We start from the raw sequence: 26,777 nt of genomic DNA on the forward strand, positions 1-26,777 counted from the left end.
CCCGATCCGCTCACTTACCTAGCCGCGCTACGCCTGGAGTATTCCCATGCTGACTTTCCTTGGCTTCGCCATGGTCATCACGTTCATGTTCCTGATCATGACCAAGCGCCTGTCTGCGCTGATCGCTCTGATCATCATCCCGATCCTGTTCGCCCTGTTCGGTGGTTTCGCGCCGAAGATCGGCCCGATGATGCTCGAAGGTATTACCAAGCTTGCGCCGACCGGCGTGATGCTGATGTTCGCCATTCTGTATTTCGCCCTGATGATCGACTCCGGCCTGTTCGACCCGGCCGTGCGCAAGATCCTCAAACTGGTCAAGGGCGACCCGCTGAAAGTTTCGGTCGGCACCGCCGTACTGGCGCTCGTCGTTTCCCTCGATGGTGACGGCGCGACCACTTACATGATCTGCGTGGCCGCCATGCTGCCGCTCTACAGCCGCATCGGCATGAGCCCGCGGATCATGGCCGGTCTGATCATCCTCGCCGGCGGCGTGATGAACATGACCCCCTGGGGCGGCCCGACCGCCCGTGCCGCCAGTGCTCTGCACGTGGACCCTTCAGACATCTTCGTACCGATGATCCCGGCCATGGGCGCCGGTGTGATCGCGATCCTGATCATTGCCTACTTCTACGGCAAACGTGAACGTGCGCGTCTGGGTGAACTGCACCTGATTGGCGACGAAATCGATCACAGTGAAATCAGCGTCTCGCAATTCCCGGATGCCCGTCGTCCGAAGCTGATCTGGTTCAACGGCCTGCTGACCCTGGCGCTGATGTGCACCCTGATTGCCGGCCTGTTGCCGCTGCCGGTGCTGTTCATGGTGGCGTTCAGTATTGCAATGATCGTCAACTACCCTTGCCTGCAACAGCAGAAGGACCGCGTCGCGGCTCACGCGGGCAGCGTGCTGTCGGTGGTCAGTCTGATCTTCGCGGCGGGCATCTTCACCGGTATCCTGTCGGGCACCGGCATGGTCGATGCCATGTCGAAAAGCCTGCTGGCGGTGATCCCTGATTTCCTCGGCCCGTACCTGGCGGTGATCACGGCGCTGGTGAGCATGCCGTTCACGTTCTTCATGTCGAACGACGCGTTCTACTATGGCGTGTTGCCGGTGTTGTCCGAAGCGGCCAGCCATTACGGCATCACCGCGGTGGAAATGGCCCGTGCCTCGATTGTCGGCCAGCCGGTTCACCTGCTGAGCCCGCTGGTGCCGTCGACGTATCTGCTGGTCGCACTGGCCGGGATCGAGTTCGGCGATCACCAGCGTTTCACCCTGAAGTGGGCAGTGCTGGTCTGCCTGTGCATACTGGTCGCAGCCTTGCTGTTGGGGACTTTCCCGCTGTTCAGCACTTTGTAACGGCATCAACTCACCAGAACGCCAGCTGCTTGCTGGCGTCCTGGTTTAACACACGCTCAAAGGAATACACATGGAATGGCTGACCAACCCTGAGATCTGGGTTGCCTTCTTTACCCTGACCGCCCTGGAAATCGTTCTGGGCATCGATAACATCATCATGATTTCGATCCTGGTCAGCCGCATGCCCAAACACATGCAACAGCGCACGCGGATCTTCGGTCTTGGCCTGGCCATGATCACGCGGATCCTGTTGTTGCTGTCGATCACCTGGGTCATGCGCCTGACCGCCGACCTGTTCGTGGTGTTCGGCCAGGGCATTTCCGGACGTGACCTGATTCTGTTCTTCGGTGGCCTGTTCCTGCTGTGGAAAAGCTCCCAGGAGATGTACCACGCGCTGGAAGGTGAAGACGAAAGCGACGATACGCCTGGCGGCAAGGGCGGTAACTTCCTCTACACCATCATCCAGATCGCGATCATCGACATCGTGTTCTCGCTGGACTCGGTGATCACTGCTGTCGGCATGGTGTCCCATGTGCCGGTCATGGTCGCGGCGATCATCGTGGCGGTGCTGGTGATGATGCTGGCCTCGGGCAAGATCAGCGAATTCATCGACAAGCACCCTTCGCTGAAAATGCTCGCGCTGTCGTTCCTGCTGGTGGTCGGCACCGTGCTGATCGCCGAATCGTTCGACGTGCACGTACCGAAAGGCTACGTCTACTTCGCCATGGGCTTCTCGCTGGCAGTCGAAGCGATCAACATCAAGCTGCGCACCGCGATGGCGAAAAAGAAGAAACAGCAGGATCCGGTGAAACTGCGCAAGGATATTCCGGGTCAGTAACCCGAACGCTGCGCATAAGATCAAAGGGCCTTCGGGCCCTTTTTTTATGGCTGCATGAACCTGTTTTCATGACGCTTTTGTTTCAATCCGCACTTTAGCTGTGCAATGCTGGCGCCCGGACCGTTAGCCAACTACAGCTTAAGAACAACACGTAGAAACCGCGCGGTATCGTCAACTTGCCCCTTTGGGGCGCTGCAACTACAGGGGGTCTGCATGCTCACCCTGCTCAATCTGCTTTCTGCCGTGGCCCTGCTGATCTGGGGCACGCACATTGTCCGAACCGGCATCCTGCGGGTGTACGGCACCAACCTGCGCCATGTGATCGGCCAGAACATGTCCAAACGATGGCTGGCCTTCATCGCCGGCATCCTCGTGACCGCGATGGTACAGAGCAGCAACGCCACCGCCATGCTCGTGACGTCTTTCGTCGGCCAGGGCCTGATGGCGCTGACCCCGGCCCTGGTGACCATGCTCGGGGCCGACGTCGGTACGGCGCTGATGGCGCGGGTGCTGACGTTCGATCTGTCGTGGCTGTCGCCGCTGCTGATTTTCCTCGGGGTGATTTTCTTTCTGTCGCGCAAACAGACGCGGCTCGGGCAGATGGGGCGCGTGGCCATCGGGCTGGGGCTGATCATTCTGGCGCTGCAACTGATCGTCGAGGCCGCCGGGCCGATCACGCACGCCAAAGGCGTGAAGGTGATCTTCGCCTCGCTGACCGGCGACCTCCTGCTCGACGCCCTGGTCGGTGCGTTGTTCGCGATGATTTCCTACTCCAGCCTCGCCGCCGTGCTGCTGACCGCGACGCTGGCCGGCGCCAATGTGATCAGCCTGCCGGTGGCGATCGGTCTGGTGATCGGCGCCAACATCGGCAGCGGCGTGCTGGCGTTCATGAGCACCAGCATGCAGAACGCCGCCGGGCGGCAAGTGGCGCTGGGTAGTCTGTTGTACAAGCTGATCGGGCTGTTGCTGATCATTCCGGTGCTCGACCCACTGGTGCACTGGATTGACGGCCTGGATTTCAGTCCGCAGGAAATGGTCATCGGCTTCCACCTGCTCTACAACACCGCGCGCTGCCTGATCCTGGTGCCAACCGTCGCGCCAATGGCACGGCTGTGTGCCTGGCTGCTGCCGGAGCGGCCGGAGATCAACGGCACCGCCAAACCGCGTCATCTCGACCCGACAGCACTGGTCACGCCTAGCCTGGCGCTGGCCAACGCCGCCCGGGAAACCCTGCGCATGGGCGACCTGATCGACAACATGCTCGACGCGACCCTCGATGTACTGCGCGGCAAACAAACCGCGGTCACCATGGAAATGCGCAAGCTGACCGATGACGTCGAAGCGCTGTACAGCGCGATCAAGCTGTATCTGGCGCAAATGCCCCGTGAAGATCTCGGCGAGCAGGACAGTCGGCGCTGGGCAGAAATCATCGAACTGGCAATCAACCTCAAGCTCGCCAGCGACCTGATCGAACGCATGCTGCGTAAAGTGCAGCAGCAGAAGACCTCCCAGCGCCGCTCGTTTTCCGAGGACGGGCTGGAAGAACTGGCGGGCCTGCACCAGCAATTGATCTCCAATCTGCGGCTGGGGCTGTCGGTATTCCTCAGCGGCGATAAGGAAAGCGCCCGGCAGTTGCTGCGCGAAAAACGGCGCTTCCGCGCGCAGGAGCGGCGTCTGGCCCATGCGCATGTCAGCCGTTTGCAACGCAAGATCGTGCAAAGTATCGAGACCAGTTCGCTGCACCTGGAGTTGATTGCCGACATGAAACGCTTGAACTCGCTGTTCTGCAGCAGCGCCTACGTGGTGCTGGAAACCGCCGATACCGGAGCGCTCGAAACCGACGATATGGCGGACATCACGCATTCGCCTTGAACGTCTGGGGCTGTGGTCAGTCAGTAACTCAAGGTTTGGCCTCAGGGCCGGACTGACGACACGGATCTCCAATTCAGCTGTATGGAAGCTCGTTATGCGTTGCCTGTTGTTCGCTTGTCTGCTGCTCGGTTCCCTGCCCGCCTTCGCCCTGGATCGCTTTCAGGTCGAAGGCTATGCCTTGCCCAACGGCCTGCAATTGCTGCTCAAGCCCGGCACCGAGCGTGGGCACGTGGCGATCCGGCTGGTGGTGGGCGTCGGTCTCGACGACTTCGACTGCAATGAAAAAGAGCTGCCGCACCTGCTCGAACACCTATTGTTCAGCGGCATCGACGCGACTGGCGAAGGTGGCCTCGAAGAGCGCATGCAAGCCCTCGGCGGCGACTGGAACGCCTTCACCAGCAACGCCGACACCACGTTCGTCATCGAAGCCCCGGCGAAAAACCAGCGTAAGGTCCTCGACCTGCTGCTGGACCTGCTGACCCAGACCCGCTTCGACGACAACGCGATCAACGCCGCCAAACGGGTGGTCGAGCGTGAGGACGGCGGGCATTACACCCGCTTGCAACGGTTTCTCGACCGGCAGGACCTGGGCCATACCGCGAGCAATCAACTGGCGGTCGAACTGGGCCTGAAATGCCCGCAACGAGCCGAAGTCGATGGCCTGACCCGCGAACAGCTGGAGAAAGTGCGCAAGGCCTGGTACGCACCGAACAACATGACCCTGATCGTCGTCGGCGACCTCGACAAGTTGCTGCCGGCCTATCTGGAGCGAGCGTGGGGCGCGCTCGAAGCGGTCGACCCGAGCGAGCACCGGCCGTTGCCGGACATTCTCGCCAGCGCCGCCCACGAACGCACGATCACTCGCGGCTTCATCGGCAACAGCGCCAAGCTGCACTGGCTGGTGCCGGAGCCGGTGCTGGACGATCAGTACGACCAGACTTTCGACCTGCTCAAGGAATACTTGGAATGGGCGCTGTACCGCCAACTGCGCCTGGATCATGGTTTGTCCTATGGGCCGTGGGCCGAGCGCGAGGTGTTCGGCGGCGTCGGTTTCATGAGCCTGAATGCCGACCTGGATCGCGGTGACATCGCCGAAGCCGAACAGGTACTGGAAAGCCTCAAGGCTGACCTGCTGAAAAACGGTCTCGATGCCGATACGTTCAACCGTATCAAACAGGCAGCAATCGCCCATCAGGCTTGGGCCGTGCAAGGCAACAGCGCCATGGCCGACTATTACTGGAGCGCGCTGGGCGACTACGAGGATGGCCGTTTCGCCAACCCTGCGCTGGAGCTGCAAGGCGTGACGCTGGAAGCGGCGAACAAGGCCATGCGCGAGTTGCTGCTGCAACCGGGATACCTGCGGATCGAGAAGCCTTTGCTCAGCGATGACGAGGTGTTGTGGCTGGTGGCGGGCGGGCTGGGTGTTCTGCTGCTGATCCTGCTGGGCTGGCGGCTGCATCGTCCCCCCCCGGCCAAGCCGTGATCCCGAGGGCGTTAACTGATCGACAGCCTCGCCACGGGCCCCGGCGGGCGGTACTCTGTCGAGGTTTTTTTCCTCGACTGTCGTGAACCGCCCACATGCTCAAATTGACCCTCCTGATCCAGCGCATTCTCGAACTGATGAAGCGCTACCCCGGGGTCATTGCGCTCGGTGGTTTCATCTCCGGGGTCGGCAGTTTCATTCTGGTCGACCGGCAACAGGGGCTGGCAAGCTGGATCACCACGATCATGCTGCTGAGCTGGATCTGGCTGATGCTGGAAAACAGCCTGACGCAGCTGTTCACACGGATCTTCAAACGGGAAATTCCCCAGCCGCTGCTGCGTTACGCGACGCAGATGATCCATCAGGAAAGCCTGTTTTTCGTCCTGCCGTTCTTCTTCATCACCACCACCTGGAACAGCGGCCAACTGGTGTTCACCGGTCTGCTGTGCATCGCCGCGCTGATCTCGATCGTCGATCCGCTCTACTACAAATGGCTGGCGCCGCGGCGTTGGGCGTTCCTCGCGCTGCACACCCTGACCCTGTTCGCCGCCCTGCTCACCGCCTTGCCGGTGATCATGCACCTGACCACGTCGCAGAGCTTCAAATGGGCGCTGGGGACGGCCGTGGTGCTGTCGTTCCCGAGCCTGGCGTCGATCTTCCCGATCCGCACCGTGCGCAACGCGCTGGCGATCCTCAGCATCACCATCGGTATCGGCGGCGTAGGCTGGGTTCTGCGTTCGTGGGTTCCGCCGGCGACACTGTGGATGACTGATGTTGCGATCAGCACCCAGTTGCAGGATCGCACCCCCGGCGCCAGCCTCGAGCAAGTCAGCGCCGAGCAGATCCGTGGCGGCGGGCTCTACGCCTACACCGCGATCAACGCGCCGCGCGGGCTCGATGAGCGGATCTACCATGTGTGGCAGTTCAACGGCAAAGAGGTCGACCGCATCGCCCTCGATATTCATGGCGGGCGCAAGGAAGGCTACCGGGCGTGGACCCACAAGCAGGTTTTCCCCGGCAACCCGGTCGGTGACTGGCAGGTGCGAGTGCTGACTGAAGACGGCCAGGTGATCGGCGTTCTGCGTTTCGAAGTCACGGACAGCACACCGATCAAAGAAAAGTAATCGGGTTCGTGCTATTACGTAGGTTCGCGAATTTAGCCGAACAAGCACGGAGCTTATGACCAGCAGCTCGATGACCGGTAATGCCCGACTGGACACCTCGATCACCCCTGCCCGCCTGCGGGTCACCGGGGACTGGACGCTTGCCCATTACGCCGAGCTCAAGCACCTGAGCGAAACCCTGCGCGGTCAGTACGACGCCAGCACCCCCATCGACCTCAACGGCCTCGGCGCCCTCGATACTGCCGGCGCCTCGCTGCTGGTGGAACTGCTCGGCTCCGAGCGTCTGGGCAAATCCGCCGAACACCCCGATTGCACGATTTCCGTCGCCGACCGCGCGTTGCTGCAAACCGTGTATCGCTCGCTGACCGATTTCTGCGTACCGATCAAGGAACCGGAAATCAGCGTCAGCGTGCAATTGCTGACGCGCATCGGCCGGGCCGTCGACACGGTCTGGCAAGACACCCTGCAACTGCTCGGCTTCGTCGGCCTGATCCTCGAAACCATCGCCCGCAGCCTGTTCCGGCCCAAGCGCTGGCGGATCACACCGATGATCGCCCACATCGAACAGACCGGTCTCGACGCTGCGCCTATCGTGGCGTTGCTGACCTTTCTGGTGGGCGCCGTAGTGGCGTTTCTCGGGGCGACGGTGTTGGCCAGTTTCGGCGCCAGTGTGTTCACCGTGGATCTGGTGGGTTTCGCCTTCCTGCGCGAATTCGGCGTGTTGCTCACGGCGATCCTGATGGCCGGCCGCACCGCCAGTGCCTTTACCGCGCAGATCGGCTCAATGAAAGCCAACGAAGAAATCGACGCGATTCGCACCCTCGGCCTCGACCCCATGGAATTGCTGGTAGTGCCTCGGGTGCTGGCCTTATTGGTAGCCCTGCCGATGCTGACCTTCCTCGCGATGATCTGCGGGATCATCGGTGGCGCCGTGGTCTGCGCGGTGTCGCTGGATATTTCGCCGGCGATGTTCCTGTCGCTGCTGCAAAGCGACATAGGGATTCAACATTTCCTGGTGGGCTTGGTCAAAGCTCCGATCTTCGCGTTCCTGATCGCCGCCATCGGCTGTCTGGAAGGCTTCAAAGTCAGCGGCAGCGCCGAATCGGTCGGCGCCCACACCACCTCCAGCGTGGTGCAATCGATCTTCGTGGTGATCGTGCTCGATGCGGTCGCCGCGCTGTTCTTCATGGAGATGGGCTGGTGAGTCGTCTACCCCGCATGCCGTCCGAGGCGGTGATCGAAGTCCGTGGCCTGTGCAATCGCTTCGGCAGCCAGAGCGTGCACGAGAACCTCGACCTGGACTTGTACAAAGGCGAGATTCTGGCTGTGGTCGGTGGTTCCGGCAGCGGTAAATCGGTGTTGCTGCGCAGCATCGTTGGCTTGCGCCGGCCCAGCGAAGGCAACGTGACAGTGTTTGGTCAGAACCTGCCGAGTCTTTCCGAGCACGAGCGGTCGTTGGTCGAGCGGCGTTTTGGCGTGTTGTTCCAGAAAGGCGCGCTGTTTTCGTCGCTGACGGTCACCGAGAACGTCGCCCTGCCCCTGATCGAACACGCCGGCCTCAGTCGCGAAGACGCCGAGCATCTGGCGGCAGTGAAGCTGGCGCTGGCCGGGCTGCCGTTGTCGGCGGCGGACAAATACCCGTCGTCGCTGTCCGGCGGGATGATCAAGCGGGCGGCGCTGGCCCGGGCGCTGGCGCTGGATCCGGACATCCTGTTTCTCGACGAGCCCACCGCCGGCCTCGATCCGATTGGCGCGGCGCAGTTCGACCAATTGATCCTGACCCTGCGCGATGCCCTGGGTCTGAGCGTGTTTCTGGTGACCCACGACCTCGACACGCTCTACACCATCACCGATCGGGTGGCGGTGCTGGCGCAGAAGAAAGTGCTGGTGGCGGGGCCGATTGATGTGGTCTCGGAAACCAATGACGCGTGGATTCACGAATATTTCCACGGCCCTCGTGGCCGCTCGGCGCTGGACGCCGCCAAACTGCTCAACGAGGTCTGACATGGAAACCCGAGCCCATCATGTGTTGATCGGCCTGTTCACCGTGATAGTGGTGGCCGGCGCCCTGCTCTTCGGTCTGTGGCTGGCCAAGTCCAGCGTGGACACCGAGTTCAAGGATTACGAAATCGTCTTCAACGAGGCGGTCAGCGGCCTGTCCCGGGGCAGCCCGGTGCAGTACAGCGGGATCAAGGTTGGCGATGTGGTCAGCCTGCGGCTTGATCCGCAGGACCCGCGCCGGGTGCTGGCGCGGATTCGCCTCGGGGGCGACACGCCGGTCAAGGAAGACACCCTCGCCAAACTTGCCCTGGCCGGGATCACCGGCACCTCGATCATCCAGCTCAGCGGTGGCACGCCAGAGAGCCCGAAACTGCGCGGCAAGGACGGCAATTTGCCGACCATCGTCGCCTCGCCCTCGCCTATCTCGCGGCTGCTCAATGACAGCAATGACCTGATGAGCGGGATCAGCACCCTGCTCAGTAACGCCAACCAGATGTTCTCCAGCGAAAACATCGAGCGCGTGAGCCAGACTCTGGCCCATCTGGAACAGACCACCGGTTCGATCAACGATCAGCGCGGCGACCTGCGTCAGGCCATGCAGCAACTGGCGACCGTCGGCAAACAGGCCGGCAGCATGCTCGAGCAGACTTCGTTGCTGATGCGCAACGCCAACGGTCTGCTCAACGATCAGGGCAAACAGGCTCTGGGCAGCGCCGAGCAGGCGATGAAGTCGCTGGAACAAAGTAGCGCCACCATCAACGGCTTGCTGAGCAAGAATCAGAATTCCCTCGACAGCGGCATGCAGGGCCTCAACGGACTGGCGCCGGCCGTGCGCGAACTGCGTGAAACCCTGTCCTCGCTGCGGGCCATTTCTCAACGTCTGGAGGCCAACCCCAGCGGTTACCTGCTGGGCAGTGACAAGAACAAGGAGTTCACGCCATGAAGCTGACTCGCCTCGCCCTCCTCACCGCCGGCCTTTCGCTGATCAGCGCGTGCTCGATCCTGCCCAAGTCCGAACCGCTGGACGTCTACCGCTTGCCAGCCGCACAGGCACCCGCCTCGGCCAGTTCGGCGGCGACTCAGCACTGGTCGCTGCGGCTGAACAAATTGCAGGCCAGCGAGGCGCTGAACCGGCCGGGCATCGCGGTGATTCCCCAGGGTGATGTGATCAGCACTTATAAAGCCTCGCGCTGGAGCGATCCGGCGCCGGTGCTGGTACGCAATCGGCTGCTCGATGGTTTTGCGCGTGACGGCCGGGTGTCGCTGTTGAGTACCGATGACAGCAACTTCCAGGCGGACCTGGAACTGGGCGGCAGTCTGCAGGCGTTTCAGACCGAGTATCAGGGCACGCAGGCCAGCGTCGTGGTGCGGGTGGATGCGTTGCTGGTGCGCGGTTATGACCAGCGCATCCTCGCCAGCCGCCGCTTTGAAGAGCGCCAGCCGTTGAGTGATGTGAAGGTTCCGGCGGTGGTGGCCGGATTCGGTCAGGCCAGTGATCGCCTCACCGCGAAAGTCGTGGCATGGGCTGTGGAACAAGGCCAGAAGGTCGCGCCGACCGCCCGGCCTTGAGGATCAGCCGAAGAACCAGTAGCAGACGCCAATAGCGCCGAGCACACCCGCCAGCTCGGCCAACAGCGCGCAACCGACGGCATGTCGGGCGCGCTGGATGCCCACCGCACCGAAGTACACCGCCAGCACATAGAACGTGGTCTCGGTGCTGCCCTGAATGGTCGCCGCCACCAGCGCCGGGAAGCTGTCGACACCGGAGGTCTTCATCGTTTCGATCAGCATCGCCCGGGCGGCGCTGCCGGAGAACGGTTTGACCATCGCGGTCGGCAGCGCATCGACGAACCGCGTGTCCCAGCCTGCCCACTCCACCAGATGGCGAATGCCATCAAGGCCGAAATCCAGCGCGCCTGATGCGCGCAATACGCCGATCGCGCAGAGCATCGCTACCAGATACGGCAGCAGGTTCTTGGCGACGTCGAAACCTTCCTTCGCACCTTCGACGAACGCTTCGTAGACCTTCACCTTGCGCAATGCGCCGATCACCAGGAACAGCATGATCAGGCCGAACAGCGTCAGGTTGCCAAGGATCGACGACAGGCCCGCCAGCGCAGTGGCCGACATCGTTGCCAGCAGCGCCATGAAGCCGCCGAGGATCAGCGCACCTGGAATCAGGTAAGCCAGCACCACCGGGTCCCAGACCCGCAGGCGCTGCATGAACGCCACCGACAGGAAGCCGACGATGGTCGAGCAACTGGTCGCCAGCAGGATCGGCAGGAACACCAGTGTCGGGTCCGGCGCGCCTTGCTGGGCGCGGTACATGAAGATCGTCACCGGCAGCAGAGTCAGGGACGAAGCGTTGAGCACCAGGAACAGGATCTGCGCGTTGCTGGCGATGGTCGAGCTGGGGTTGAGCTCCTGCAGCGCCTTCATGGCCTTGAGGCCGATCGGCGTGGCAGCGTTGTCCAGTCCCAGGCCGTTGGCGGCAAAGTTCAGGGTGATCAGGCCGATGGCCGGATGCCCTGCCGGCACTTCCGGCATCAGTCGCAGGAATAACGGGCCCAGCGCTTTGGCCAGCCACTCGACAATCCCGGCCTTCTCGGCGATGCGCAGAAAGCCCAGCCACAGGGTCAGCGTGCCGAACAGCAGCACCATGACCTCGACCGACAGCTTGGCCATGGCAAAAATGCTTTCCACCATCGCCGCGAAGATCCCGGCGTTGCCGCCGATCAGCCATTGCCCCAGCGCCGAAACGGCTGCCACGATGAAGAAGCCAAGCCACAGGCCATTAAGCATCAGTCAAATCCCCCGGAAGATGCGGCGAATGATAGCGGGGTCGCCAGAAACGACAAACCCCGGATTTCTCCGGGGTTTGTTGGTAAGGCTTGCATCAGCCACTGTGGGAGCGGCGGTGCGACGACTCGACTTGCCCGCGATGGCGGTGTGTCATTCAGCGGATATTCTGAATGTGCCGACCTCATCGCTGGCAAGCCAGCTCCCACAGGGTTTTGCATCAGTTTTTGGAGATTTCGCCGGCCGGCAGTTTGTCCTTGCTGCGCCAATGCGGCAGCGAGTTCCAGTAGCGCTCGCCCTTGGCGTCGTCGTACATGCCTTCCCAACGCGCGATGACCAGTACCGCGAGGGCATTGCCGATCACGTTCAGGGCGGTACGCGCCATGTCCATCACACGGTCGACACCGGCGATGAACGCCAGGCCTTCCAGCGGAATACCGACGCTGCCCAGAGTGGCCAGCAGAACCACGAAGGACACGCCCGGCACGCCGGCGATACCTTTGGAGGTGACCATCAGGGTCAGAACCAGCAGCAATTGTTGGCTGATCGACAGGTCGATGCCATACAGCTGGGCAATGAAGATCGCCGCGATGGACTGGTACAGGGTCGAACCGTCGAGGTTGAACGAGTAACCGGTCGGTACCACGAAGCTGCAGATGGCTTTCGGTGCACCGTAGGCTTCCATCTTCTCGATCACGCGTGGCAGCACGGTTTCCGAGGAAGCGGTGGAGTAAGCCAGTACCAGCTCATCCTTGAAGATGCGCATCAGCTTGATCACCGAGAAACCGAACATCTTGGCGATCAGGCCCAGAACGACGAAGGCGAAAAAGGCGATGGCGACGTAAACCAGGATCACCAGTTTGGCCAGCGGCAGCAGCGAGGCGAAACCGAAGTTGGCCACGGTCACCGCGATCAGAGCGAACACACCGATCGGGGCGTAGTTCATGATCATGTGGGTGACTTTGAACATGCTTTCCGAGACGCCCTGGAACATCTTCACCAGCGGCTCGCGCAGGTCCGATTGCAGGCTCGACAGACCGAGACCAAACAGCACGGAGAAGAAGATGATCGGCAGCATTTCGCCGCGGGCCATGGCCGCGAAGATGTTCGACGGGATCAGGTTGAGGATGGTCTCGATGAACGCGTGTTCATGCTGTACTTCGGCGGCGGTCGCCTGGTATTTGGAGATATCCACGGTCCCCAGGGTGCTCATGTCGATGCCGGCACCTGGATGGAACAGGTTGGCCAACAGCAGACCGACGACGATGGCGATGGTGGTGACGATTTCGAAGTAGATGATGGTCTTCAGGCCGATGCGCCCGAGCTTCTTGGCGTCGCCCACGCCGGCAATGCCGACGATCAGGGAAGAGATGACGATCGGGATCACGATCATCTTGATCAGACGGATAAAGATATCGCCTGCCGGTTGCAGGACGTTGCTGATCCACCAGGCCTTCTCGGCACTGAAATGGTTGAGCAACGCACCGATTGCAATCCCCAATACCAGACCGATGAGGATCTGCCAGGCGAGGCTAAGCTTTGCCTTCTTCATTATCTTTACCCTTACTTGCGTTTGACTCAGGCACATGCAGGAACTGGAACGCTCTTTAGCGGAAAAGTCGGTGCATCTGCCTCCGTATAAGGTGCCCCGGGCCGCGTGTTTACGGCTCTCCGGCAGGCGAAAAAAGGCGCAACTATTCCGATGCGGGGTTGCGCCGTCTAATGCCGTAAACGCCTACCCTATGCCGAATCGGCATGAGCTTTTTTAAACGAAACTGGCGTCCCAACCGGTTCGAATACGACATTTCAGCAGGCATAAGTGCCGTGAACCGGCCATTACAGCGTAGGTTGGTTATTTTTTGAACGAGTGATTTCGACGAAAATTTTCGGAAAAAGCTTACGCTTGGAAACTAAAAGTCCGACTGGCGCAATCGACTCTTTCTCGATATACGGTCGCGATGAAACACCGCGAAACGCTTTTCGCGCGCAGTGTGATCGATAAAAAGATGAGCAGAACGCTCTGGATCAATGTTTTGTCACTATGAAAGCTCAGCGCAAGTCCGTCGAACCCCCTCGGGTTGGCGAACTTGCGTCGCAGCTTTTACCCTGACCCGGCCCTCATCGCAGGCACTCCCTGTACCCGTAGGTCACTCCGACCCTGCAACAGTCAGAACGTCCCGGCCCCCTGGTCATGCACCGGCCTTCCTCGGGCGGGCGCAATGGAAGGCAGCGCGTTGCTGCCCTCATGTTCAATACCAGTTCGGATCTTTCTTCAACGTTTCCATCAACAGTTCCTGCATGCCCTGATCGGGTTTGCCGAGGAAGCGGTAGGTGGCATGTCGCGTTGGCGACTTGTCGGCCGGCAGTCCTTCGGGCACATCGACCAGCATGGCGTAAGCATGCTTCTTGTCGAAGCTGAAAGCGACAATCAAGCGGTGGTTGAGGCACTTGTCCTGCGATTCGCAGAGCGGGCCGACCAGGTACTTGTCGCCATCTTCAGTGACGGCATTCATCTGTTGGTCCGGCGTACCGGAGAGGTTCATCACCCATTCCGGCAGGCGTTCTTCCTTCTTCACCACGCCTTCCCAGGTTTCCCTGTAGTGCGGGTCTGAGCTCAACAGTTCGTTGACCCGCGCCTGGCCATCATTGGCCGCCATCGCCATGGCACTACCGCCCAGGAGCAGGGCGGCTGCCAGTGTCTTTAAAGCACTCATGGTCAACCTCGGCCGCGACGGCCAAAGAAGAACGAGGCGATGAACATCACCAAAAACACCACAAAGAGAATCTTGGCGATACCCGTGGCGGTGCCCGCGATACCACCGAAGCCCAGTACTGCAGCGATGATGGCAATGATCAGGAATGTAATAGCCCAGCTCAACATGGTGATTCTCCTTGTTTCTATTTAGGGGTGTTGCCGGTCTCGACGCGAAGGCGCCCAGATTCGTTGATCAGAAAACCCAGCGTTCTTCACGTGGCATGTCGCCCAGCGGCTGCGGCTGGTCAACATCCACCATGCGCATCGCGCCGCTATCGGCTTGGCTGCTGCTGACGGCGCTAAAGTGCGTTTGCGTCGCGTGCTGCATCGAAATCAGGGGCTCAGGCTGCTGACTCTGTTCCCAGCGCAGGTATTGCTGGCAGGCGATCAGAGTGATCAGCAGCGCAAGTGCGCCAAACAAGGCCTGCTGCAGATGCAGTGGCGAGATACGCATTTGGGCGGCACGTGGGCGAGTCATCCTGGGTTCCTCACTCTTATTCGGTTGGGGCAGTGCATTTCTGCCCGGGCTGAGAGAGGTATTGCAGCCTGCATGCCAGCTTTTTTGTTTTAAAAAAACCAATAAAATCAAATAGTTACAGATGAGATGAAAATTCCTGACGACGCATCCTGCACGATGGTCCGCGCGGGGTCGTGCGTAATGCACGATTATTTCGTAGGAGAAATCATTCTTTTTGAATTGAGAGCAGGGTGCGGATGTCAGAAAGGTACGCAGGTGTATGCCAAAAAAACGCTGATTGTTTAAAAACTCAACAAATTCAGTGGATTAGCCCTGAGGGCCGGAGAGAGCTACCCTGCTATGACTGGAATCGATCAGAATCAACCATGCAACTTGCCCGATTTTTCCGGGACTAACTCAAGACATTCACTTATGGAGCGTAGGAAAAATGGAATCAGCCACTGAGCACCAAGGCCGCATTCTGCTGGTGGACGATGAATCCGCCATCCTGCGAACCTTCCGTTATTGCCTCGAAGACGAAGGCTATACCGTCGCGACCGCCAACAGCGCGGCCCAGGCCGATGCGCTGCTGCAGCGTCAGGTGTTCGATCTGTGCTTCCTTGATTTGCGTCTGGGCGAAGATAACGGTCTCGATGTACTGGCGCAGATGCGCATTCAGGCGCCGTGGATGCGGGTGGTGATCGTCACCGCTCATTCCGCCGTCGACACGGCGGTGGACGCGATTCAGGCGGGCGCTGCCGATTATCTGGTCAAACCGTGCAGCCCTGACCAGTTGCGCCTGGCCACCGCCAAGCAACTGGAAGTCCGCCAGCTCTCGGCCCGTCTGGAAGCCCTCGAAGGCGAGATCCGCAAACCCAAGGACGGTCTCGATTCCCACAGCCCGGCGATGAAAGTCGTACTGGAAACGGCGCGGCAAGTGGCAAGCACCGACGCCAATATCCTGATCCTCGGCGAATCCGGCACGGGTAAAGGTGAACTGGCCCGTGCGATTCACGGCTGGAGCAAGCGCGAGAAGAAATCCTGCGTCACCATCAATTGTCCGTCGCTGACCGCCGAACTGATGGAAAGCGAGCTGTTCGGACACAGTCGCGGCGCGTTCACCGGTGCCAGTGAAAGCACGCTGGGCCGGGTTAACCAAGCCGATGGCGGCACACTGTTTCTCGACGAGATCGGCGATTTTCCGCTGACGTTGCAGCCAAAGTTGCTGCGATTTATCCAGGACAAGGAATACGAACGGGTAGGGGATCCGGTCACCCGGCGCGCCGATGTGCGCATCCTTGCAGCCACCAACCTCAATCTTGAAGACATGGTGCGCGACGGACGTTTCCGCGAAGACCTTCTCTATCGCCTGAACGTCATCACTCTGCATCTGCCGCCGCTGCGCGAACGCGCTGAAGACATTCTGACTCTGGCCGACCGTTTCCTTGCTCGCTTCGTGAAGGAATACGCGCGGCCGGCCCGTGGTTTCAGCGACGAAGCACGGGAAGCGCTGCTGGGTTATCGCTGGCCCGGCAACATCCGCGAGTTGCGCAACGTGGTCGAGCGGGCGAGCATCATTTGCCCGCAGGAACGCGTGGAAATCAATCACCTCGGCATGGCAGAACAACCGGCCAATAATGCCCCGCGAGTTGGCGCGGCCCTGAGCCTCGACGAATTGGAGAAGGCTCACATCGGCGCGGTGCTGGCCACCGCTGGCACCCTCGACCAGGCCGCCAAAACCCTGGGGATCGACGCCTCGACCCTGTATCGCAAGCGCAAGCAGTACAACTTGTGAGCGTGCGCCAATGAAACTGGCGATGAAGTTGCGGACTCGCTTGTTCCTGAGCATTTCCGCGCTGATCACGGTGGCCTTGCTCGGGCTGTTGCTCGGGCTGGTCAGTGTGATGCAAATGGCCGGGACTCAGGAGGCGTTGATCCGCAACAACTTCGTTACCCTCGATCTGGGGCTCAAGCTGCGCCAGACCTTGGGCGACCAGTTGATCATGATGCTCGCCGAGAAGCCCGATCCAGCCGCCTTCGAAGCGTCGAAGCAGCATTATTTCGAGCTGCTAGATGAAGGTATCGCTCAGGAGCAGAAAGACGACGACCGCCAGTACGGATTCAGTCAGGCCAAGGCCGATTATCTGAGCTTCCTTCAGGCGTTCGACGTGTCCCGCAATCCGGGCGCGGCCCTGAGTGGCGGTGGCGACTTGCGCGAGCGCTTCAACACCTTGCGCAACGGTCTGATTGCCGAGCACAAGCACGCACTGGATAACATCAACGCTGTTCAGCACGCTGCCCGTGACCGAGCGCTGCTGATTTCCGGCCTGCTTGGGCTGGTGGGGCTGGCGGTGTTGATCATCGGCTTCATCACCGCCCAAGGGATTGCCCGCCGGTTCGGTGCGCCGATCGAGGCGCTGGCGAAAGCAGCGGACAATATCGGCCAAGGCAATTTCGAAGTGACTCTGCCGGTGTCCTCGGCCATGGAAATCAACCTGCTGACCCGGCGTTTCGGGCTGATGGCCGAAGCGCTGCGCGAGCATCAAGCGACCAATGTCGATGAACTGCTGGCCGGTCAGCAACGCTTGCAGGCCGTGCTCGACAGCATCGATGACGGTTTGCTGATGATCGACCGCCAGGGGCATCTGGAGCATTTGAACCCGGTGGCCCAGCGGCAACTGGGCTGGGACAGCGACCGTTTTGGCGAAGGTCTGGGCACTGCGCTACAGCGTCCGGAACTGGATGCGCAACTGCAACTGGTGTTGCGCGGCGGTACCCTTGAGCGTGCCCCGGAAGACTTGAGCATCGAAGTCGATGGCGAGTCGCGACTGCTGACCTACAGCCTGACCCCGGTCAGCCACACCCAGGGGCACATCCTCGGTGCGGTAATGGTGTTGCACGACGTCACCGAACAGCGTGCCTTCGAACGGGTGCGCAGCGAATTCGTATTGCGCGCCTCCCACGAATTGCGCACACCGGTGACCGGTATGCACATGGCGTTCGGACTGTTTCGCGAGCGGGCGAAGTTTCCGGCGGAGTCACGGGAGTCTGACCTGCTCGACACCGTCAATGAAGAGATGCAGCGCTTGATGCAGCTGATCAACGATCTGCTGAATTTTTCGCGTTATCAGAGCGGCTTGCAGAAGCTCGCACTGGCTCCGTGTTCTATCGAGGATTTGCTGGCCCAGGCGCAATCGCGTTTTGCCGACTCGGCAGCGCAGAAGGGCGTTGCGTTGAATATCGAGGTGCAAGGCCCGCTACCGCGTTTGCAGGCCGATCAGGCTCAGCTGGATCGCGTTCTGGACAATCTCATCGATAACGCCTTGCGCCATACGGCTCGCGAAGGGCTGATCCGTTTGCAGGCGCGCCGGCATGGCGAGCGGGTGATCATTAGCGTCGAGGACAATGGCGAAGGTATTGCTTATGGGCAGCAAGGGCGGATCTTCGAACCGTTCGTACAGGTCGGACGCAAGAAGGGCGGAGCCGGGCTCGGTCTGGCGCTGTGTAAGGAAATCGTCCAGTTGCACGGCGGGCGGATGGGCGTGTATTCGCGGCCGGGGCAGGGCACGCAGTTCTACATGGCGCTGGCGGTCTAGGCCTCGTCGTCCATCCGGCGGCCGGCGAGCCGCCGTCCTCGAGTGATGAGCTCGATGAATTGCACAGCGCTTAACGCGTGAGCGAACAGCCAGCCCTGACCGAACTTCACGCCTTCGCTGCTGAGCAGCGCCGCCTGGGATTCATACTCGATGCCTTCAGCGATCACTTTCAGATCCAGTGCCTGAGCCATGTGAATGATGTGCGGCGCCACACCGCTGCTGGCCGCGTCATGGCCGAGCGCATCGATGAACGCCTTGTCGATTTTCAGGCAATCCACCGGCAGGGTTTGCAGGTAGGCGAGGCTGCAATAACCGGTACCGAAATCGTCGATCAACACTTGATGGCCGACATCGCGCAGCGCTTGCAGGTTTTCCCGGGCCACCACCACATCGATCAGGCCGCGCTCGGTCACCTCAAACGCAATCTGCCGCGCCGCCACCCGATGCAGGGTCAGCAGCCGCGCCATGACCTGGCCGATACGCGGCACCATTACGTCGCATGCCGCCAGGTTCACCGAGATGTACAGCTGCGGATTGGCCCGGAGTAACTGGCCAAGTTGTTCCAGCAGCCGCTGGAGGACGAAGTCGGTCATCTGGCGGATCTGCCCGGTGTTCTCGGCCATCGGGATAAACAGGTCGGGACTGGTCAGCGTACCGTCCGGCCGGCGCCAGCGCAGCAGGGCTTCGGCACCGACGCAATTGCGGCTGTCGAGGTCGAAGATCGGCTGATATAGCACCTGCAATTCGCCGCGACGGATCGCTCCGTGCAGTTCGGCATCCAGTGATTGATGTTGACGCACCAGCCAGAACACCGCGAGCCCGACCAGCACGCCCAGCAGCAGACAGACCGGCACCATCCACCACCAAAGCTCGGGGATGTGCATGCCGGTGCGCGGGGTAATCAGTACCAACTGGTATTCCGGGTTGTCGGTGGGCATGCGATAGATCAGATGGCTCTGGGTGACTTGCAGAGCGTCCAGACTCTTCGGAGGCCATGGCTCGGTGGGCGGCCATGTCTGTGGCACGCCGAGCACCGGAATCGCCCGGCTGCCATGGTCCAGTACCACCAGCAGGCTGCTGCCGGGAGACAGGTCGACCATGTCGGTCAGATGTCCGCGTGAGGTGGCCACGCGAAAGTTGCCGCGCCCGAGCATCAGCGCCGCGCGGTTTTCATCGGGCTCAGTGGTGGTGTTCAGCCAATAACTGTAGGTCGGGCCCTTGATGTCGGGAGGGCGGGCACCTGACAGGCCTTCCTGGCGCGGACGGTTGGAGCAGATCCGCGAGGCGTCCATGTAGGCCGCTTCATAAACGAAGCGGTAGTTGAAGGTCACTTGCTGCAGCGTGGCGATCATCTCGTCGTCGCAGCTTCGCAGAGGCTGGGCCTCGAGGTCGTCAAGGCTTTCACGCAATTGGCCGAACAACTGCTCCAGACGGGCGAGGAAGCGTTCGCCCTGAGCGTTCATTTCCTGGCTCTCGCTTTGTTCGACCTGATGCATGGCGACGAACAATCCGCCCGTGATCAGCAGACCCGCACTGAGGACAGCCGCCAGCATCGCCAGAAACCAGGGGCGATAAAACCAGCTACGCAGCGTCTCTCGGGTAGCAACCATCATGGATATCCGAAGAGTTACCAATGAGTTATAGCTGCTGATTGCACTTTCGCCCTGACCGTCGGGCGGGCGTCATTATTTTGTCTGGTTCAATACCAGCAGCAACGCTGCCGTTTGCGCATCCGGGGTGCCGTCGAAGCGGGAAGGGCGGAAGTGCATCTGGAAGGCTGCGAGTACATGGCGGGTCGCCACGTCTAGCTCGCCGTTCTGCGGCGTGGCGTAGCCCAGGCGTGCCAGTTGCGCCTGGAACCAGCTGATGCTCGGTAACTCGACGTCGAACCGCATTTGCTGGCGGGCTACGGCTTGTTCATCGGGCCACAAGCCAAGACCTTCGGCGGCCAGACGCTTCCACGGGAACAACGGGCCCGGATCAAGCTTGCGCAACGGTGCGATGTCGCTGTGACCGATGATGTGGTCCGGGCTGATGCCGTTGCGTTTGCTGATGTCTTTGAGCAACACGATCAGCGACTGCACCTGGGCTTCACTGTATGGATACCAAATGCGTCCGGTCGGTGTGTCCTTGAAGCCTGGGTTGACGATTTCGATGCCGATCGAGCTTGAGTTGAGCCAGGTACGACCCTGCCATTCGCTTTCGCCGGCATGCCAGGCGCGCAGATTTTCGTCCATCAGTTTGTAGATCGTGCCGTTTTTGTCGTCGCCGATCAGGTAGTGGCTGCTGACTTCACCGTGGGTCAGCAGTTGCAGCGAACGCTCGAGGGAGGCGGAGGTGTAATGCACGATCACGAACTGCGCGCGGCTGTCGTGATTGGCAGAAGGGTGGCTGGTGTCGTAGCGCGGGCCGCTGGCACAGCCGGCCAGAACGAGCAGCGACGCGATGAGAGAAAGGAATTTCATGGCAGTACACGCAAGTCAATAATGCAACAGTGTAACGTACTGACTTGCGTGCCGATGGCAAAAGGGCTGATTTAAATGAAATGGAACAATTGTCTTCAGCCCAGCTCCACCCGGTTGCGACCTGCGTTTTTTGCACGATACAGCGCCTGATCGGCTCTTTTGAGCACCAGATCGCTGTGTTCTCCCGGCCTGAACGCCGCCAGCCCCATGGATATGGTGATCGTGACCCGCTCACCCTTGAAGTGGAACGGGCAGGCTTCGATGGCGGCGCGCAGGGTTTCCAGCAGTTTGGCGCCGACGGCCGGCGGGGTTGCCGGCAGCAGCAGGACAAACTCCTCACCACCGAAGCGGGCAATGAAATCGCTGCCGCGCAGGCGTTTGCGCAAGACCGTGGCGATGATCTTCAACACCTTGTCGCCGGCCAGATGCCCGTAGTTGTCGTTGATTCGTTTGAAGTGATCGAGGTCGAGCATCGCCAGGCTCAGGGTGTTGCCGTGTTGCTGCCATTGGACGATTTCGTGGTCGAGTCGCTCGCTCCAGGCTGCACGGTTGGGCAGACCGGTGAGTGGATCGATCAGGGCTTTCTGGCGCTGCTCTTCGAGGTGTTCGCGGTAACCAAGGGCTTCCTGTTCCATGTGCGCTACGCGCTCGGCCAGGCTTTTCAAGCGTCCGGCCACTTCCTGCTCACGGGCGTCACGCTGTTTCTGGTGCTGATCCATCGTGCCGAGCAGGCCTTCAAGATGGTTTTCCAGTACCTGCTTGAGGTCGTTCAGATCCGCCGCTTCCTGCACGCTGTTCTGCAGGCCATCGACCTGCTCACGGATCTGCGTATCCATCGCTCGCGCCGCAGAGCTGTTGTCGGCGTGACCTTCGCTGGCGGCCTGCAAGTTGCTCTGGAACGCTTCGAGGCGTTCGTTTAGTTGCTGCAGATAGGCTTCGAACTCGTGCTGGCCGCTGTCGGTAATGGCCAGCATCAAGGTCGCCAGATCGTCGAGGATCGGTAGCAATTCGTACCAGTTGAGGCCATTTTTCAGCCGATCACGCATGGCCTCGGCTTGCGGGCGATGGCGTTCCGGCAAGGTCAGATCGTCCAGCAGGCCGATCAGCGTATCTTCGATGTGTTTGGCCACCGAGCTGTAAGACGGCTCGGGTGAATCTGGCAAAGCATACAAAATGTCCTGCTCGGATTGCTCCGGATCGATGGCCGCCAGTGCCTGCGCGATAGGCTCGGGCAAGGGCAGGCTGTCGAGGATGACCGGAGGCGGGTTGTCGCCGAGGTGGATCAGTTCGTCGGGGTTGATGGTCGCCGGAGCGGACGGCGCGAAGACCGGAGGCAGCGCGAAGGCTTGCGGCTCGGGTTCTGGCTCGGCGGGTTTCGGTTCGCTGGGAGCGGTGACGACTTCTGTAATGATCCGGGCAGGCTCGAAGGCAGCCACTTCCGACTCTGCAACGTACGTTGATATTGGTGCTGGTGCTGGTGCTGGTGCTTGCGGTGGCGCGGCCAAGGGCACGGCGACCGGTGCTTCGCTGACGGTGGCAACGGCTGCCGGTTCGGCGATTGCGACAGGCGCTTCTGGCATTGGCGCGCTTTCAGGCGCGGCGGGCGGTTGTTCTGGATGAGCTGCCGGAGTGATCACGGCAGGCTGAGCCACAGGGGCAGACGTTTCCTCGTTGTCGCGGCTGCCGAACAGGCGCTGCAACAATCCCGGACGTCCCGGTTCCGCCGGCGTCTCCAGTTGGCTCAGGGCCTTGCCCTGCAAGCCGCTGAGTTCGCTGAGCAGCAGCGGCATCTCCCGTGCCTGACTCACCCGGCCATCCAATTGCTTGGCGAATTTCTTCAGTGGCTGGGCGACTTCCCGGGGCAGGGGCAGCGATTGCAACTGAGCGACCAACGAGTTCAGAGCGGTGCTGACCTGATCGATCCGGGTTTCACGTCGCTGCTCGGAGTCGAGCACGGCTTTTTCAAGGCGCGGCAACAGGGCGGCGAGGCCGGCATCCATGTCGTCGGTGCGCACCACGTCGCGCATTTCTTTCATGCATTGATCGACCACGCGGTCGGTACCTTCCGCCGCCAGGGTGCTGCGGACCAGGCCGCGACGCAGCAGGTCGAGCCGGGCGTCCCATCGACGCTCGAGCTTTTCCTGTTGTTCGATGCTTTTGAGGTATTTCTCTTTCCAGCGCTGGGCTTCGTCGCTCATTCAGGCGTTCCGCGAGGGGCAGGACTCAACGCGGGCAATGCATCGGCCGTAAGCGAACCCGGCAGACGAATCTCTACCGCGACCGGCAGGTGATCGGAAATTGGTTGGGCCAGCACTTCGACCTTTTCCAGGGTCAGGGTCGGGCTGAGCAGAATATGGTCCAGGCAGCGCTGTGGGCGCCAACTGGGGAATGTCGCTTCGAGTTGTGGGGCCAGCAGGCCGAGGTCGCGCAAGGGCGAGTGTTGCAGCAGGTCGCTGGCGTGGGTATTCATGTCGCCCATCAGGACCTGATGCTTGTAACCGCCGATCAACTCGCGAATGTAGGCCAGTTGCATCGTGCGTACCCGGGCGCCGAGCGCCAGGTGCATCATCACCACCACCAGTGCATCGGGACCTTCGCCGAAACGCACCAGAATCGCCCCGCGACCTTTCGGCCCCGGCAGCGGATGGTCTTCGATCGCCCACGGGCGCAGACGACTGAGCACGCCGTTACTGTGCTGGGCCAGTCGGCCGAGGTTGCGATTGAGTTGTTGATACCAGTAGGGGAAGGCGCCGAGATGGGCCAGGTGTTCGACCTGATTGACGTAGCCTGAACGCAGGCTGCCGCCATCGACTTCCTGCAGGGCGACCAGATCGAAGTCGCCGAGCAGATTGCCGATCTTTTGCAGATTGCCTGAGCGCCCGGTGTGCGGCAGCAAATGCTGCCAGCTGCGGGTCAGGTAGTGCCGATAACGCTCGGTGCTGATGCCGACCTGGATATTGAAGCTGAGCAAGCGCAAACGGCTGTCTGCGGGCAGGCCCGTGGATTCCAGGTGATGCTCGTTGACCTGCGGATCGTGCAGGCCAACGAGACGTTCGGTTCCCCAGCGGCGCATGGCGATTGCCGCGCTTAGTTGGCGGCTGCCTTGTTGGTCGCTCGCTCTTTGGCAACCAGTTGGTCAGCCAGTTTCAGCGCTTCTTCGGCGCCGCCGGCGGAGCCGATGTCGAAGCGGTACTTGCCGTTGACGATCATGGTTGGAACGCCGGAGATTTCATATTTCTTGGCCAGTTCGCGAGCCTTGATGATCTGGCCCTTGATGGCGAAGGAATCGAAGGTGGCCAGGAACTTGTCTTTGTCTACGCCTTGGGTGGCGAGGAAGTCGGCCATGTCGTTCTTGTCGGTCAGCTTCTTGTGTTCTTTCTGGATCGCGTTGAAGACGGCAGCGTGAACGCTGTGCTCGACGCCCATGGCTTCCAGGGTCAGGAACATCTGACCGTGAGCGTCCCACGGACCGCCAAACATGGCAGGGATGCGCACGAAGTTGACGTCGGAAGGCAGTTTTTCAACCCATGGATTGATCACGGGTTCGAAGGCGTAGCAGTGCGGGCAGCCGTACCAGAACAGCTCCACCACTTCGATCTTGCCAGGCACGGCAACCGGCACCGGATTGCTCAGTTCGACGTACGGGGCAGCAGGTGCTTCGGCGGCCTGGGCGGTCACGCCGAACAGGCTGGCAGCGACGAGGGCGGCGCTGATGATCAGATTACGCATGCTTTACTCCTGGACAATTTTGGTCGCCTCGCGCGAGCTGTTTTCAGACAGATCCTGGCGGGCATGAGTTCTGTAGTGTAACGGCAGCGGCCACAAAAAAGGGCGGCCAAAGCCACCCTTTTTATACTTCATGCACCGGATTAATCGAGCGTTAACGTGGCGGGAGTTGACCGTCGTTCGCAACGCTCGATAGACCATCGCCGGTCTGGCCTTAGTGCAGGCCCTGGATGTAGCTGGAGACCGCGGCGATATCTTCATCGCTGAGCTTGCGAGCGATGGTGCGCATGGTCATGGCATCGCCGTCGTTGCTACGGCCGACTGCTGGATCTTCCTTGCGGAAGTCGGTCAGTTGCTTGGCGATGTACTGAGCGTGTTGGCCACCCAGGTGCGGGAAGCCGGCGGCTGCGTTACCGGCGCCGTTCGGCGAATGGCAACCGGTGCAGGCTGGCAGGCCTTTTTCCAGGTTGCCGCCACGGAACAGGGCTTCACCGCGAGCGACGATCTTCGGATCGGCGGCGCCGACGCTACCTTTCTGGCTGGCGAAGTAGGCAGCGATGTCGGACAGGTCCTGATCGCTCAGGTTGGTCAGCAGTCCGGTCATTTCCAGAACGGTGCGCTTGCCCGATTTGATGTCGTGCAACTGCTTGGTCAGGTAGCGTTCGCCCTGTCCGGCCAGTTTTGGAAAGTTTGGCGCCATGCTGTTGCCATCCGGGCCATGGCAGGCCCCGCAAACGGCGGCTTTCGCCTGGCCTGCGGCGGCATCACCGGCAGCATGGGCGAAGCCTGAGATTCCCACGGTCAACAGCAGACTCACGATCAATTTGTTCATCAGCTAATCCAACTACGGCTAAGGGTTAAGAGTTATGGACCGGGTTTACTTCCGCTCATCCAAAGGATGATGGCCTGGTAATCCTCGGCACTGCAGTCCATGCACAAACCACGCGGCGGCATCGCCTTGAAACCCTGGGTCACGTGTTGCACCAGCGTCTCCATACCTTTCGCCAACCTCGGCGTCCAAGCTTCCTGATCGCCTCTTTTGGGCGCCATGGGTAGTTGGCCGGAATGACAGGCACCACAAACACGGTTGTACACTGCTTCCGGATCCTGTGTAGCCTGTGCGCTGTAAAGCGGCATCAAGACTCCGGCAGCCAGCAGCCATTTCGTCATAAAACGACCTTTTCAGGGTTGAGAGCGTTCTGCGTTCTAATGCGCAATCAAGGTCTGTCGCTCTCGTGAACTTCATCCTTCGCTGGGACAAAGCACACACAAAATCTGCGGCATTATATACTGGCGTCACTGAAACGGAAGCGACACCGCGTTCCGCGCCCAATCCCGGCGCCGCCCACATCGGAAATCCCATGCAACTCAAGAATCCCATCCTCGGCCTGTGCCAACAGTCCACGTTCATGCTCAGTGCCGCCAAAGTCGATCAGTGCCCCGACGACGAAGGCTTCGAAGTGGCGTTCGCCGGTCGTTCCAACGCCGGTAAATCCAGCGCGCTGAACACCCTGACTCACGCCAGCCTGGCGCGCACCTCGAAAACCCCGGGTCGCACACAGCTGTTGAACTTCTTCAAGCTAGACGATGAACGGCGTCTGGTCGACCTGCCGGGCTACGGTTATGCAAAAGTACCGATCCCGCTCAAGCAACACTGGCAGCGTCACCTCGAGGCTTACCTCGGTGGTCGCGAGAGTTTGAAGGGTCTGATTCTGATGATGGACATCCGTCATCCAATGACCGACTTCGACCTGCTGATGCTCGACTGGGCCGTTGCGGCCGGCATGCCGATGCACATTCTGCTGACCAAAGCGGACAAGCTGACCTACGGCGCAGCCAAGAACACGCTGCTCAAGGTGCAGTCGGAAATTCGCAAGGGGTGGGGTGACCTGGTGACGATCCAGCTGTTCTCCGCACCAAAACGCATGGGCCTGGAAGACGCCTACACTGTGTTGGCGGGCTGGATGGAACTGGCAGACAAAGGCGCGGAAGTAGCTGCTGAATAATCAGGATATGGAAAATTGGCTGTAGTGCGGTCAGGCAAGGCAAAAGTGTTAGTAAAACGGCCGGGGTCGCGCTCGACGTTAGGGAACCTAAATGAGCATTTTTAGTAACGCTTTTAACGCAGCATGACCGCGCTACAGCCGATTTTGGGGCAAAAAAAGCCCCGGACTTCATATGGGGAGGGAGAAGTTCCGGGGTTCAAGTTCCGAACCGCTAGGGCGGGGTTCAGATATCTGCCAACACTTAACACAACATAGGAGCATCGAAGGGCTTCACCAGCCATTCAGTATCTCTGAGTGGCCT

At 60.7% G+C, this 26,777-nt stretch carries 24 protein-coding genes; 12 read left to right on the forward strand and 12 right to left on the reverse strand.

What is annotated here, in order from left to right:
- Positions 1-46 precede the first annotated feature (46 nt).
- The 9 genes from JJN09_RS26135 to JJN09_RS26175 all read left to right on the forward strand — a co-directional run bounded on the left by JJN09_RS26135 (position 47) and on the right by JJN09_RS26175 (position 10,241).
- Positions 47-1,354 (forward strand): CitMHS family transporter, encoded by a 1,308-nt coding sequence (locus JJN09_RS26135; protein WP_169428236.1) that lies wholly within the window; start codon positions 47-49, stop codon positions 1,352-1,354.
- A 70-nt stretch (positions 1,355-1,424) separates the two neighbouring features.
- Positions 1,425-2,192, forward strand: a complete 768-nt coding sequence (locus tag JJN09_RS26140) for a TerC family protein (RefSeq protein WP_249484359.1) — start codon at positions 1,425-1,427, stop codon at positions 2,190-2,192.
- A 213-nt stretch (positions 2,193-2,405) separates the two neighbouring features.
- Positions 2,406-4,064 carry a Na/Pi cotransporter family protein gene (locus JJN09_RS26145; protein WP_249484360.1) on the forward strand — a complete coding sequence of 553 codons (1,659 nt, stop codon included), beginning with the start codon at positions 2,406-2,408 and terminating at the stop codon, positions 4,062-4,064.
- 94 nt (positions 4,065-4,158) lie between these two features.
- The gene (locus tag JJN09_RS26150; protein WP_249484361.1) at positions 4,159-5,547 is read left to right on the forward strand and encodes a pitrilysin family protein; all 1,389 of its coding nucleotides are present in this window, start codon (positions 4,159-4,161) and stop codon (positions 5,545-5,547) included.
- Between the two features lie 95 nt (positions 5,548-5,642).
- Positions 5,643-6,671: a DUF5924 family protein gene (locus tag JJN09_RS26155; RefSeq protein WP_249484362.1), complete on the forward strand. Its 1,029-nt coding sequence runs from the start codon at positions 5,643-5,645 to the stop codon at positions 6,669-6,671.
- Positions 6,672-6,726: 55 nt separating this feature from the next.
- On the forward strand, positions 6,727-7,875 hold the full coding sequence (locus JJN09_RS26160; protein WP_249484363.1) for an ABC transporter permease: 1,149 nt from the start codon (positions 6,727-6,729) through the stop codon (positions 7,873-7,875).
- A 14-nt stretch (positions 7,876-7,889) separates the two neighbouring features.
- On the forward strand, positions 7,890-8,675 hold the full coding sequence (locus JJN09_RS26165) for an ABC transporter ATP-binding protein (protein ID WP_249490856.1): 786 nt from the start codon (positions 7,890-7,892) through the stop codon (positions 8,673-8,675).
- Between the two features lies 1 nt (position 8,676).
- The gene (locus JJN09_RS26170) at positions 8,677-9,615 is read left to right on the forward strand and encodes an MlaD family protein (RefSeq protein WP_249484364.1); all 939 of its coding nucleotides are present in this window, start codon (positions 8,677-8,679) and stop codon (positions 9,613-9,615) included.
- Positions 9,612-10,241, forward strand: a complete 630-nt coding sequence (locus tag JJN09_RS26175; protein ID WP_249484365.1) for an ABC-type transport auxiliary lipoprotein family protein — start codon at positions 9,612-9,614, stop codon at positions 10,239-10,241. Before JJN09_RS26170 ends, JJN09_RS26175 begins: the two co-directional genes overlap by 4 nt.
- 3 nt (positions 10,242-10,244) lie before the next feature.
- Here JJN09_RS26175 and JJN09_RS26180 read toward each other — a convergent pair whose 3' ends face one another.
- From JJN09_RS26180 to JJN09_RS26200, 5 genes are all read right to left on the reverse strand, one after another.
- On the reverse strand, positions 10,245-11,474 hold the full coding sequence (locus tag JJN09_RS26180; RefSeq protein WP_007954056.1) for a nucleoside recognition domain-containing protein: 1,230 nt from the start codon (positions 11,472-11,474) through the stop codon (positions 10,245-10,247).
- A gap of 217 nt (positions 11,475-11,691) precedes the next feature.
- Positions 11,692-13,023: a glutamate/aspartate:proton symporter GltP gene (gltP, locus tag JJN09_RS26185; RefSeq protein ID WP_249484366.1), complete on the reverse strand. Its 1,332-nt coding sequence runs from the start codon at positions 13,021-13,023 to the stop codon at positions 11,692-11,694.
- A 697-nt stretch (positions 13,024-13,720) separates the two neighbouring features.
- A complete protein-coding gene (locus tag JJN09_RS26190) occupies positions 13,721-14,185 on the reverse strand; it encodes an inhibitor of vertebrate lysozyme family protein (RefSeq protein WP_249484367.1) in 465 nt (154 codons plus the stop codon).
- A gap of 2 nt (positions 14,186-14,187) precedes the next feature.
- Positions 14,188-14,352, reverse strand: a complete 165-nt coding sequence (locus JJN09_RS26195; RefSeq protein ID WP_003177151.1) for a DUF1328 domain-containing protein — start codon at positions 14,350-14,352, stop codon at positions 14,188-14,190.
- A 67-nt stretch (positions 14,353-14,419) separates the two neighbouring features.
- Complete coding sequence (locus tag JJN09_RS26200) at positions 14,420-14,704, reverse strand: hypothetical protein (protein ID WP_249484368.1); 285 nt, start codon at positions 14,702-14,704, stop codon at positions 14,420-14,422.
- 427 nt (positions 14,705-15,131) lie between these two features.
- Between JJN09_RS26200 and algB the strand changes: the two genes are divergently transcribed.
- On the forward strand, positions 15,132-16,478 hold the full coding sequence (algB, locus tag JJN09_RS26205; protein WP_249484369.1) for a sigma-54-dependent response regulator transcription factor AlgB: 1,347 nt from the start codon (positions 15,132-15,134) through the stop codon (positions 16,476-16,478).
- Between the two features lie 10 nt (positions 16,479-16,488).
- Positions 16,489-18,279: a KinB sensor domain-containing domain gene (locus JJN09_RS26210; protein ID WP_249484370.1), complete on the forward strand. Its 1,791-nt coding sequence runs from the start codon at positions 16,489-16,491 to the stop codon at positions 18,277-18,279.
- Here the strand turns inward: JJN09_RS26210 and JJN09_RS26215 are convergent.
- From JJN09_RS26215 to JJN09_RS26245, 7 genes are all read right to left on the reverse strand, one after another.
- Positions 18,276-19,892, reverse strand: coding sequence for an EAL domain-containing protein (locus JJN09_RS26215; protein WP_249484371.1), 1,617 nt, complete (start codon positions 19,890-19,892; stop codon positions 18,276-18,278). The two genes, JJN09_RS26210 and JJN09_RS26215, sit on opposite strands and share 4 nt — an antisense overlap.
- A 72-nt stretch (positions 19,893-19,964) precedes the next feature.
- Positions 19,965-20,744, reverse strand: a complete 780-nt coding sequence (locus JJN09_RS26220) for an N-acetylmuramoyl-L-alanine amidase (RefSeq protein WP_249484372.1) — start codon at positions 20,742-20,744, stop codon at positions 19,965-19,967.
- 95 nt (positions 20,745-20,839) lie between these two features.
- Positions 20,840-22,942 (reverse strand): diguanylate cyclase, encoded by a 2,103-nt coding sequence (locus JJN09_RS26225; RefSeq protein ID WP_249484373.1) that lies wholly within the window; start codon positions 22,940-22,942, stop codon positions 20,840-20,842.
- Complete coding sequence (locus JJN09_RS26230; protein WP_249484374.1) at positions 22,939-23,817, reverse strand: endonuclease/exonuclease/phosphatase family protein; 879 nt, start codon at positions 23,815-23,817, stop codon at positions 22,939-22,941. The genes JJN09_RS26225 and JJN09_RS26230 overlap by 4 nt, the downstream gene beginning before the upstream one ends.
- 14 nt (positions 23,818-23,831) lie before the next feature.
- The gene (locus tag JJN09_RS26235; RefSeq protein WP_096822420.1) at positions 23,832-24,473 is read right to left on the reverse strand and encodes a thiol:disulfide interchange protein DsbA/DsbL; all 642 of its coding nucleotides are present in this window, start codon (positions 24,471-24,473) and stop codon (positions 23,832-23,834) included.
- A gap of 211 nt (positions 24,474-24,684) precedes the next feature.
- Positions 24,685-25,302 (reverse strand): cytochrome c, encoded by a 618-nt coding sequence (locus JJN09_RS26240; protein WP_096822422.1) that lies wholly within the window; start codon positions 25,300-25,302, stop codon positions 24,685-24,687.
- A 32-nt stretch (positions 25,303-25,334) separates the two neighbouring features.
- A complete protein-coding gene (locus JJN09_RS26245; RefSeq protein ID WP_249484375.1) occupies positions 25,335-25,640 on the reverse strand; it encodes a cytochrome c5 family protein in 306 nt (101 codons plus the stop codon).
- Positions 25,641-25,831: 191 nt separating this feature from the next.
- Here JJN09_RS26245 and yihA point away from each other — a divergent pair, with 191 nt between their 5' ends.
- Positions 25,832-26,476, forward strand: coding sequence for a ribosome biogenesis GTP-binding protein YihA/YsxC (gene yihA / locus JJN09_RS26250; protein ID WP_249484376.1), 645 nt, complete (start codon positions 25,832-25,834; stop codon positions 26,474-26,476).
- Positions 26,477-26,777: the final 301 nt, after the last annotated feature.

The organism is Pseudomonas sp. HS6 (assembly GCF_023375815.1).
Taxonomy (GTDB): domain Bacteria; phylum Pseudomonadota; class Gammaproteobacteria; order Pseudomonadales; family Pseudomonadaceae; genus Aquipseudomonas.

Excerpts from the sequence above, each read along its gene's own strand:
- JJN09_RS26175 (WP_249484365.1), top strand. The coding sequence starts at position 9,612 with ATGAAGCTGACTCGCCTCGCCCTCCTCACCGCCGGCCTTTCGCTGATC.
- JJN09_RS26165 (WP_249490856.1), top strand. The coding sequence starts at position 7,890 with ATGCCGTCCGAGGCGGTGATCGAAGTCCGTGGCCTGTGCAATCGCTTC.
- JJN09_RS26225 (WP_249484373.1), bottom strand. The coding sequence starts at position 22,942 with ATGAGCGACGAAGCCCAGCGCTGGAAAGAGAAATACCTCAAAAGCATC.
- JJN09_RS26215 (WP_249484371.1), bottom strand. The coding sequence starts at position 19,892 with ATGATGGTTGCTACCCGAGAGACGCTGCGTAGCTGGTTTTATCGCCCC.
- JJN09_RS26230 (WP_249484374.1), bottom strand. The coding sequence starts at position 23,817 with ATGCGCCGCTGGGGAACCGAACGTCTCGTTGGCCTGCACGATCCGCAG.
- JJN09_RS26135 (WP_169428236.1), top strand. The coding sequence starts at position 47 with ATGCTGACTTTCCTTGGCTTCGCCATGGTCATCACGTTCATGTTCCTG.
- JJN09_RS26180 (WP_007954056.1), bottom strand. The coding sequence starts at position 11,474 with ATGCTTAATGGCCTGTGGCTTGGCTTCTTCATCGTGGCAGCCGTTTCG.
- JJN09_RS26245 (WP_249484375.1), bottom strand. The coding sequence starts at position 25,640 with ATGACGAAATGGCTGCTGGCTGCCGGAGTCTTGATGCCGCTTTACAGC.
- JJN09_RS26210 (WP_249484370.1), top strand. The coding sequence starts at position 16,489 with ATGAAACTGGCGATGAAGTTGCGGACTCGCTTGTTCCTGAGCATTTCC.
- JJN09_RS26195 (WP_003177151.1), bottom strand. The coding sequence starts at position 14,352 with ATGTTGAGCTGGGCTATTACATTCCTGATCATTGCCATCATCGCTGCA.
- JJN09_RS26235 (WP_096822420.1), bottom strand. The coding sequence starts at position 24,473 with ATGCGTAATCTGATCATCAGCGCCGCCCTCGTCGCTGCCAGCCTGTTC.
- JJN09_RS26190 (WP_249484367.1), bottom strand. The coding sequence starts at position 14,185 with ATGAGTGCTTTAAAGACACTGGCAGCCGCCCTGCTCCTGGGCGGTAGT.
- JJN09_RS26200 (WP_249484368.1), bottom strand. The coding sequence starts at position 14,704 with ATGACTCGCCCACGTGCCGCCCAAATGCGTATCTCGCCACTGCATCTG.
- JJN09_RS26160 (WP_249484363.1), top strand. The coding sequence starts at position 6,727 with ATGACCAGCAGCTCGATGACCGGTAATGCCCGACTGGACACCTCGATC.
- JJN09_RS26145 (WP_249484360.1), top strand. The coding sequence starts at position 2,406 with ATGCTCACCCTGCTCAATCTGCTTTCTGCCGTGGCCCTGCTGATCTGG.
- JJN09_RS26150 (WP_249484361.1), top strand. The coding sequence starts at position 4,159 with ATGCGTTGCCTGTTGTTCGCTTGTCTGCTGCTCGGTTCCCTGCCCGCC.
- algB (WP_249484369.1), top strand. The coding sequence starts at position 15,132 with ATGGAATCAGCCACTGAGCACCAAGGCCGCATTCTGCTGGTGGACGAT.
- gltP (WP_249484366.1), bottom strand. The coding sequence starts at position 13,023 with ATGAAGAAGGCAAAGCTTAGCCTCGCCTGGCAGATCCTCATCGGTCTG.
- JJN09_RS26240 (WP_096822422.1), bottom strand. The coding sequence starts at position 25,302 with ATGAACAAATTGATCGTGAGTCTGCTGTTGACCGTGGGAATCTCAGGC.
- yihA (WP_249484376.1), top strand. The coding sequence starts at position 25,832 with ATGCAACTCAAGAATCCCATCCTCGGCCTGTGCCAACAGTCCACGTTC.
- JJN09_RS26155 (WP_249484362.1), top strand. The coding sequence starts at position 5,643 with ATGCTCAAATTGACCCTCCTGATCCAGCGCATTCTCGAACTGATGAAG.
- JJN09_RS26220 (WP_249484372.1), bottom strand. The coding sequence starts at position 20,744 with ATGAAATTCCTTTCTCTCATCGCGTCGCTGCTCGTTCTGGCCGGCTGT.
- JJN09_RS26170 (WP_249484364.1), top strand. The coding sequence starts at position 8,677 with ATGGAAACCCGAGCCCATCATGTGTTGATCGGCCTGTTCACCGTGATA.
- JJN09_RS26140 (WP_249484359.1), top strand. The coding sequence starts at position 1,425 with ATGGAATGGCTGACCAACCCTGAGATCTGGGTTGCCTTCTTTACCCTG.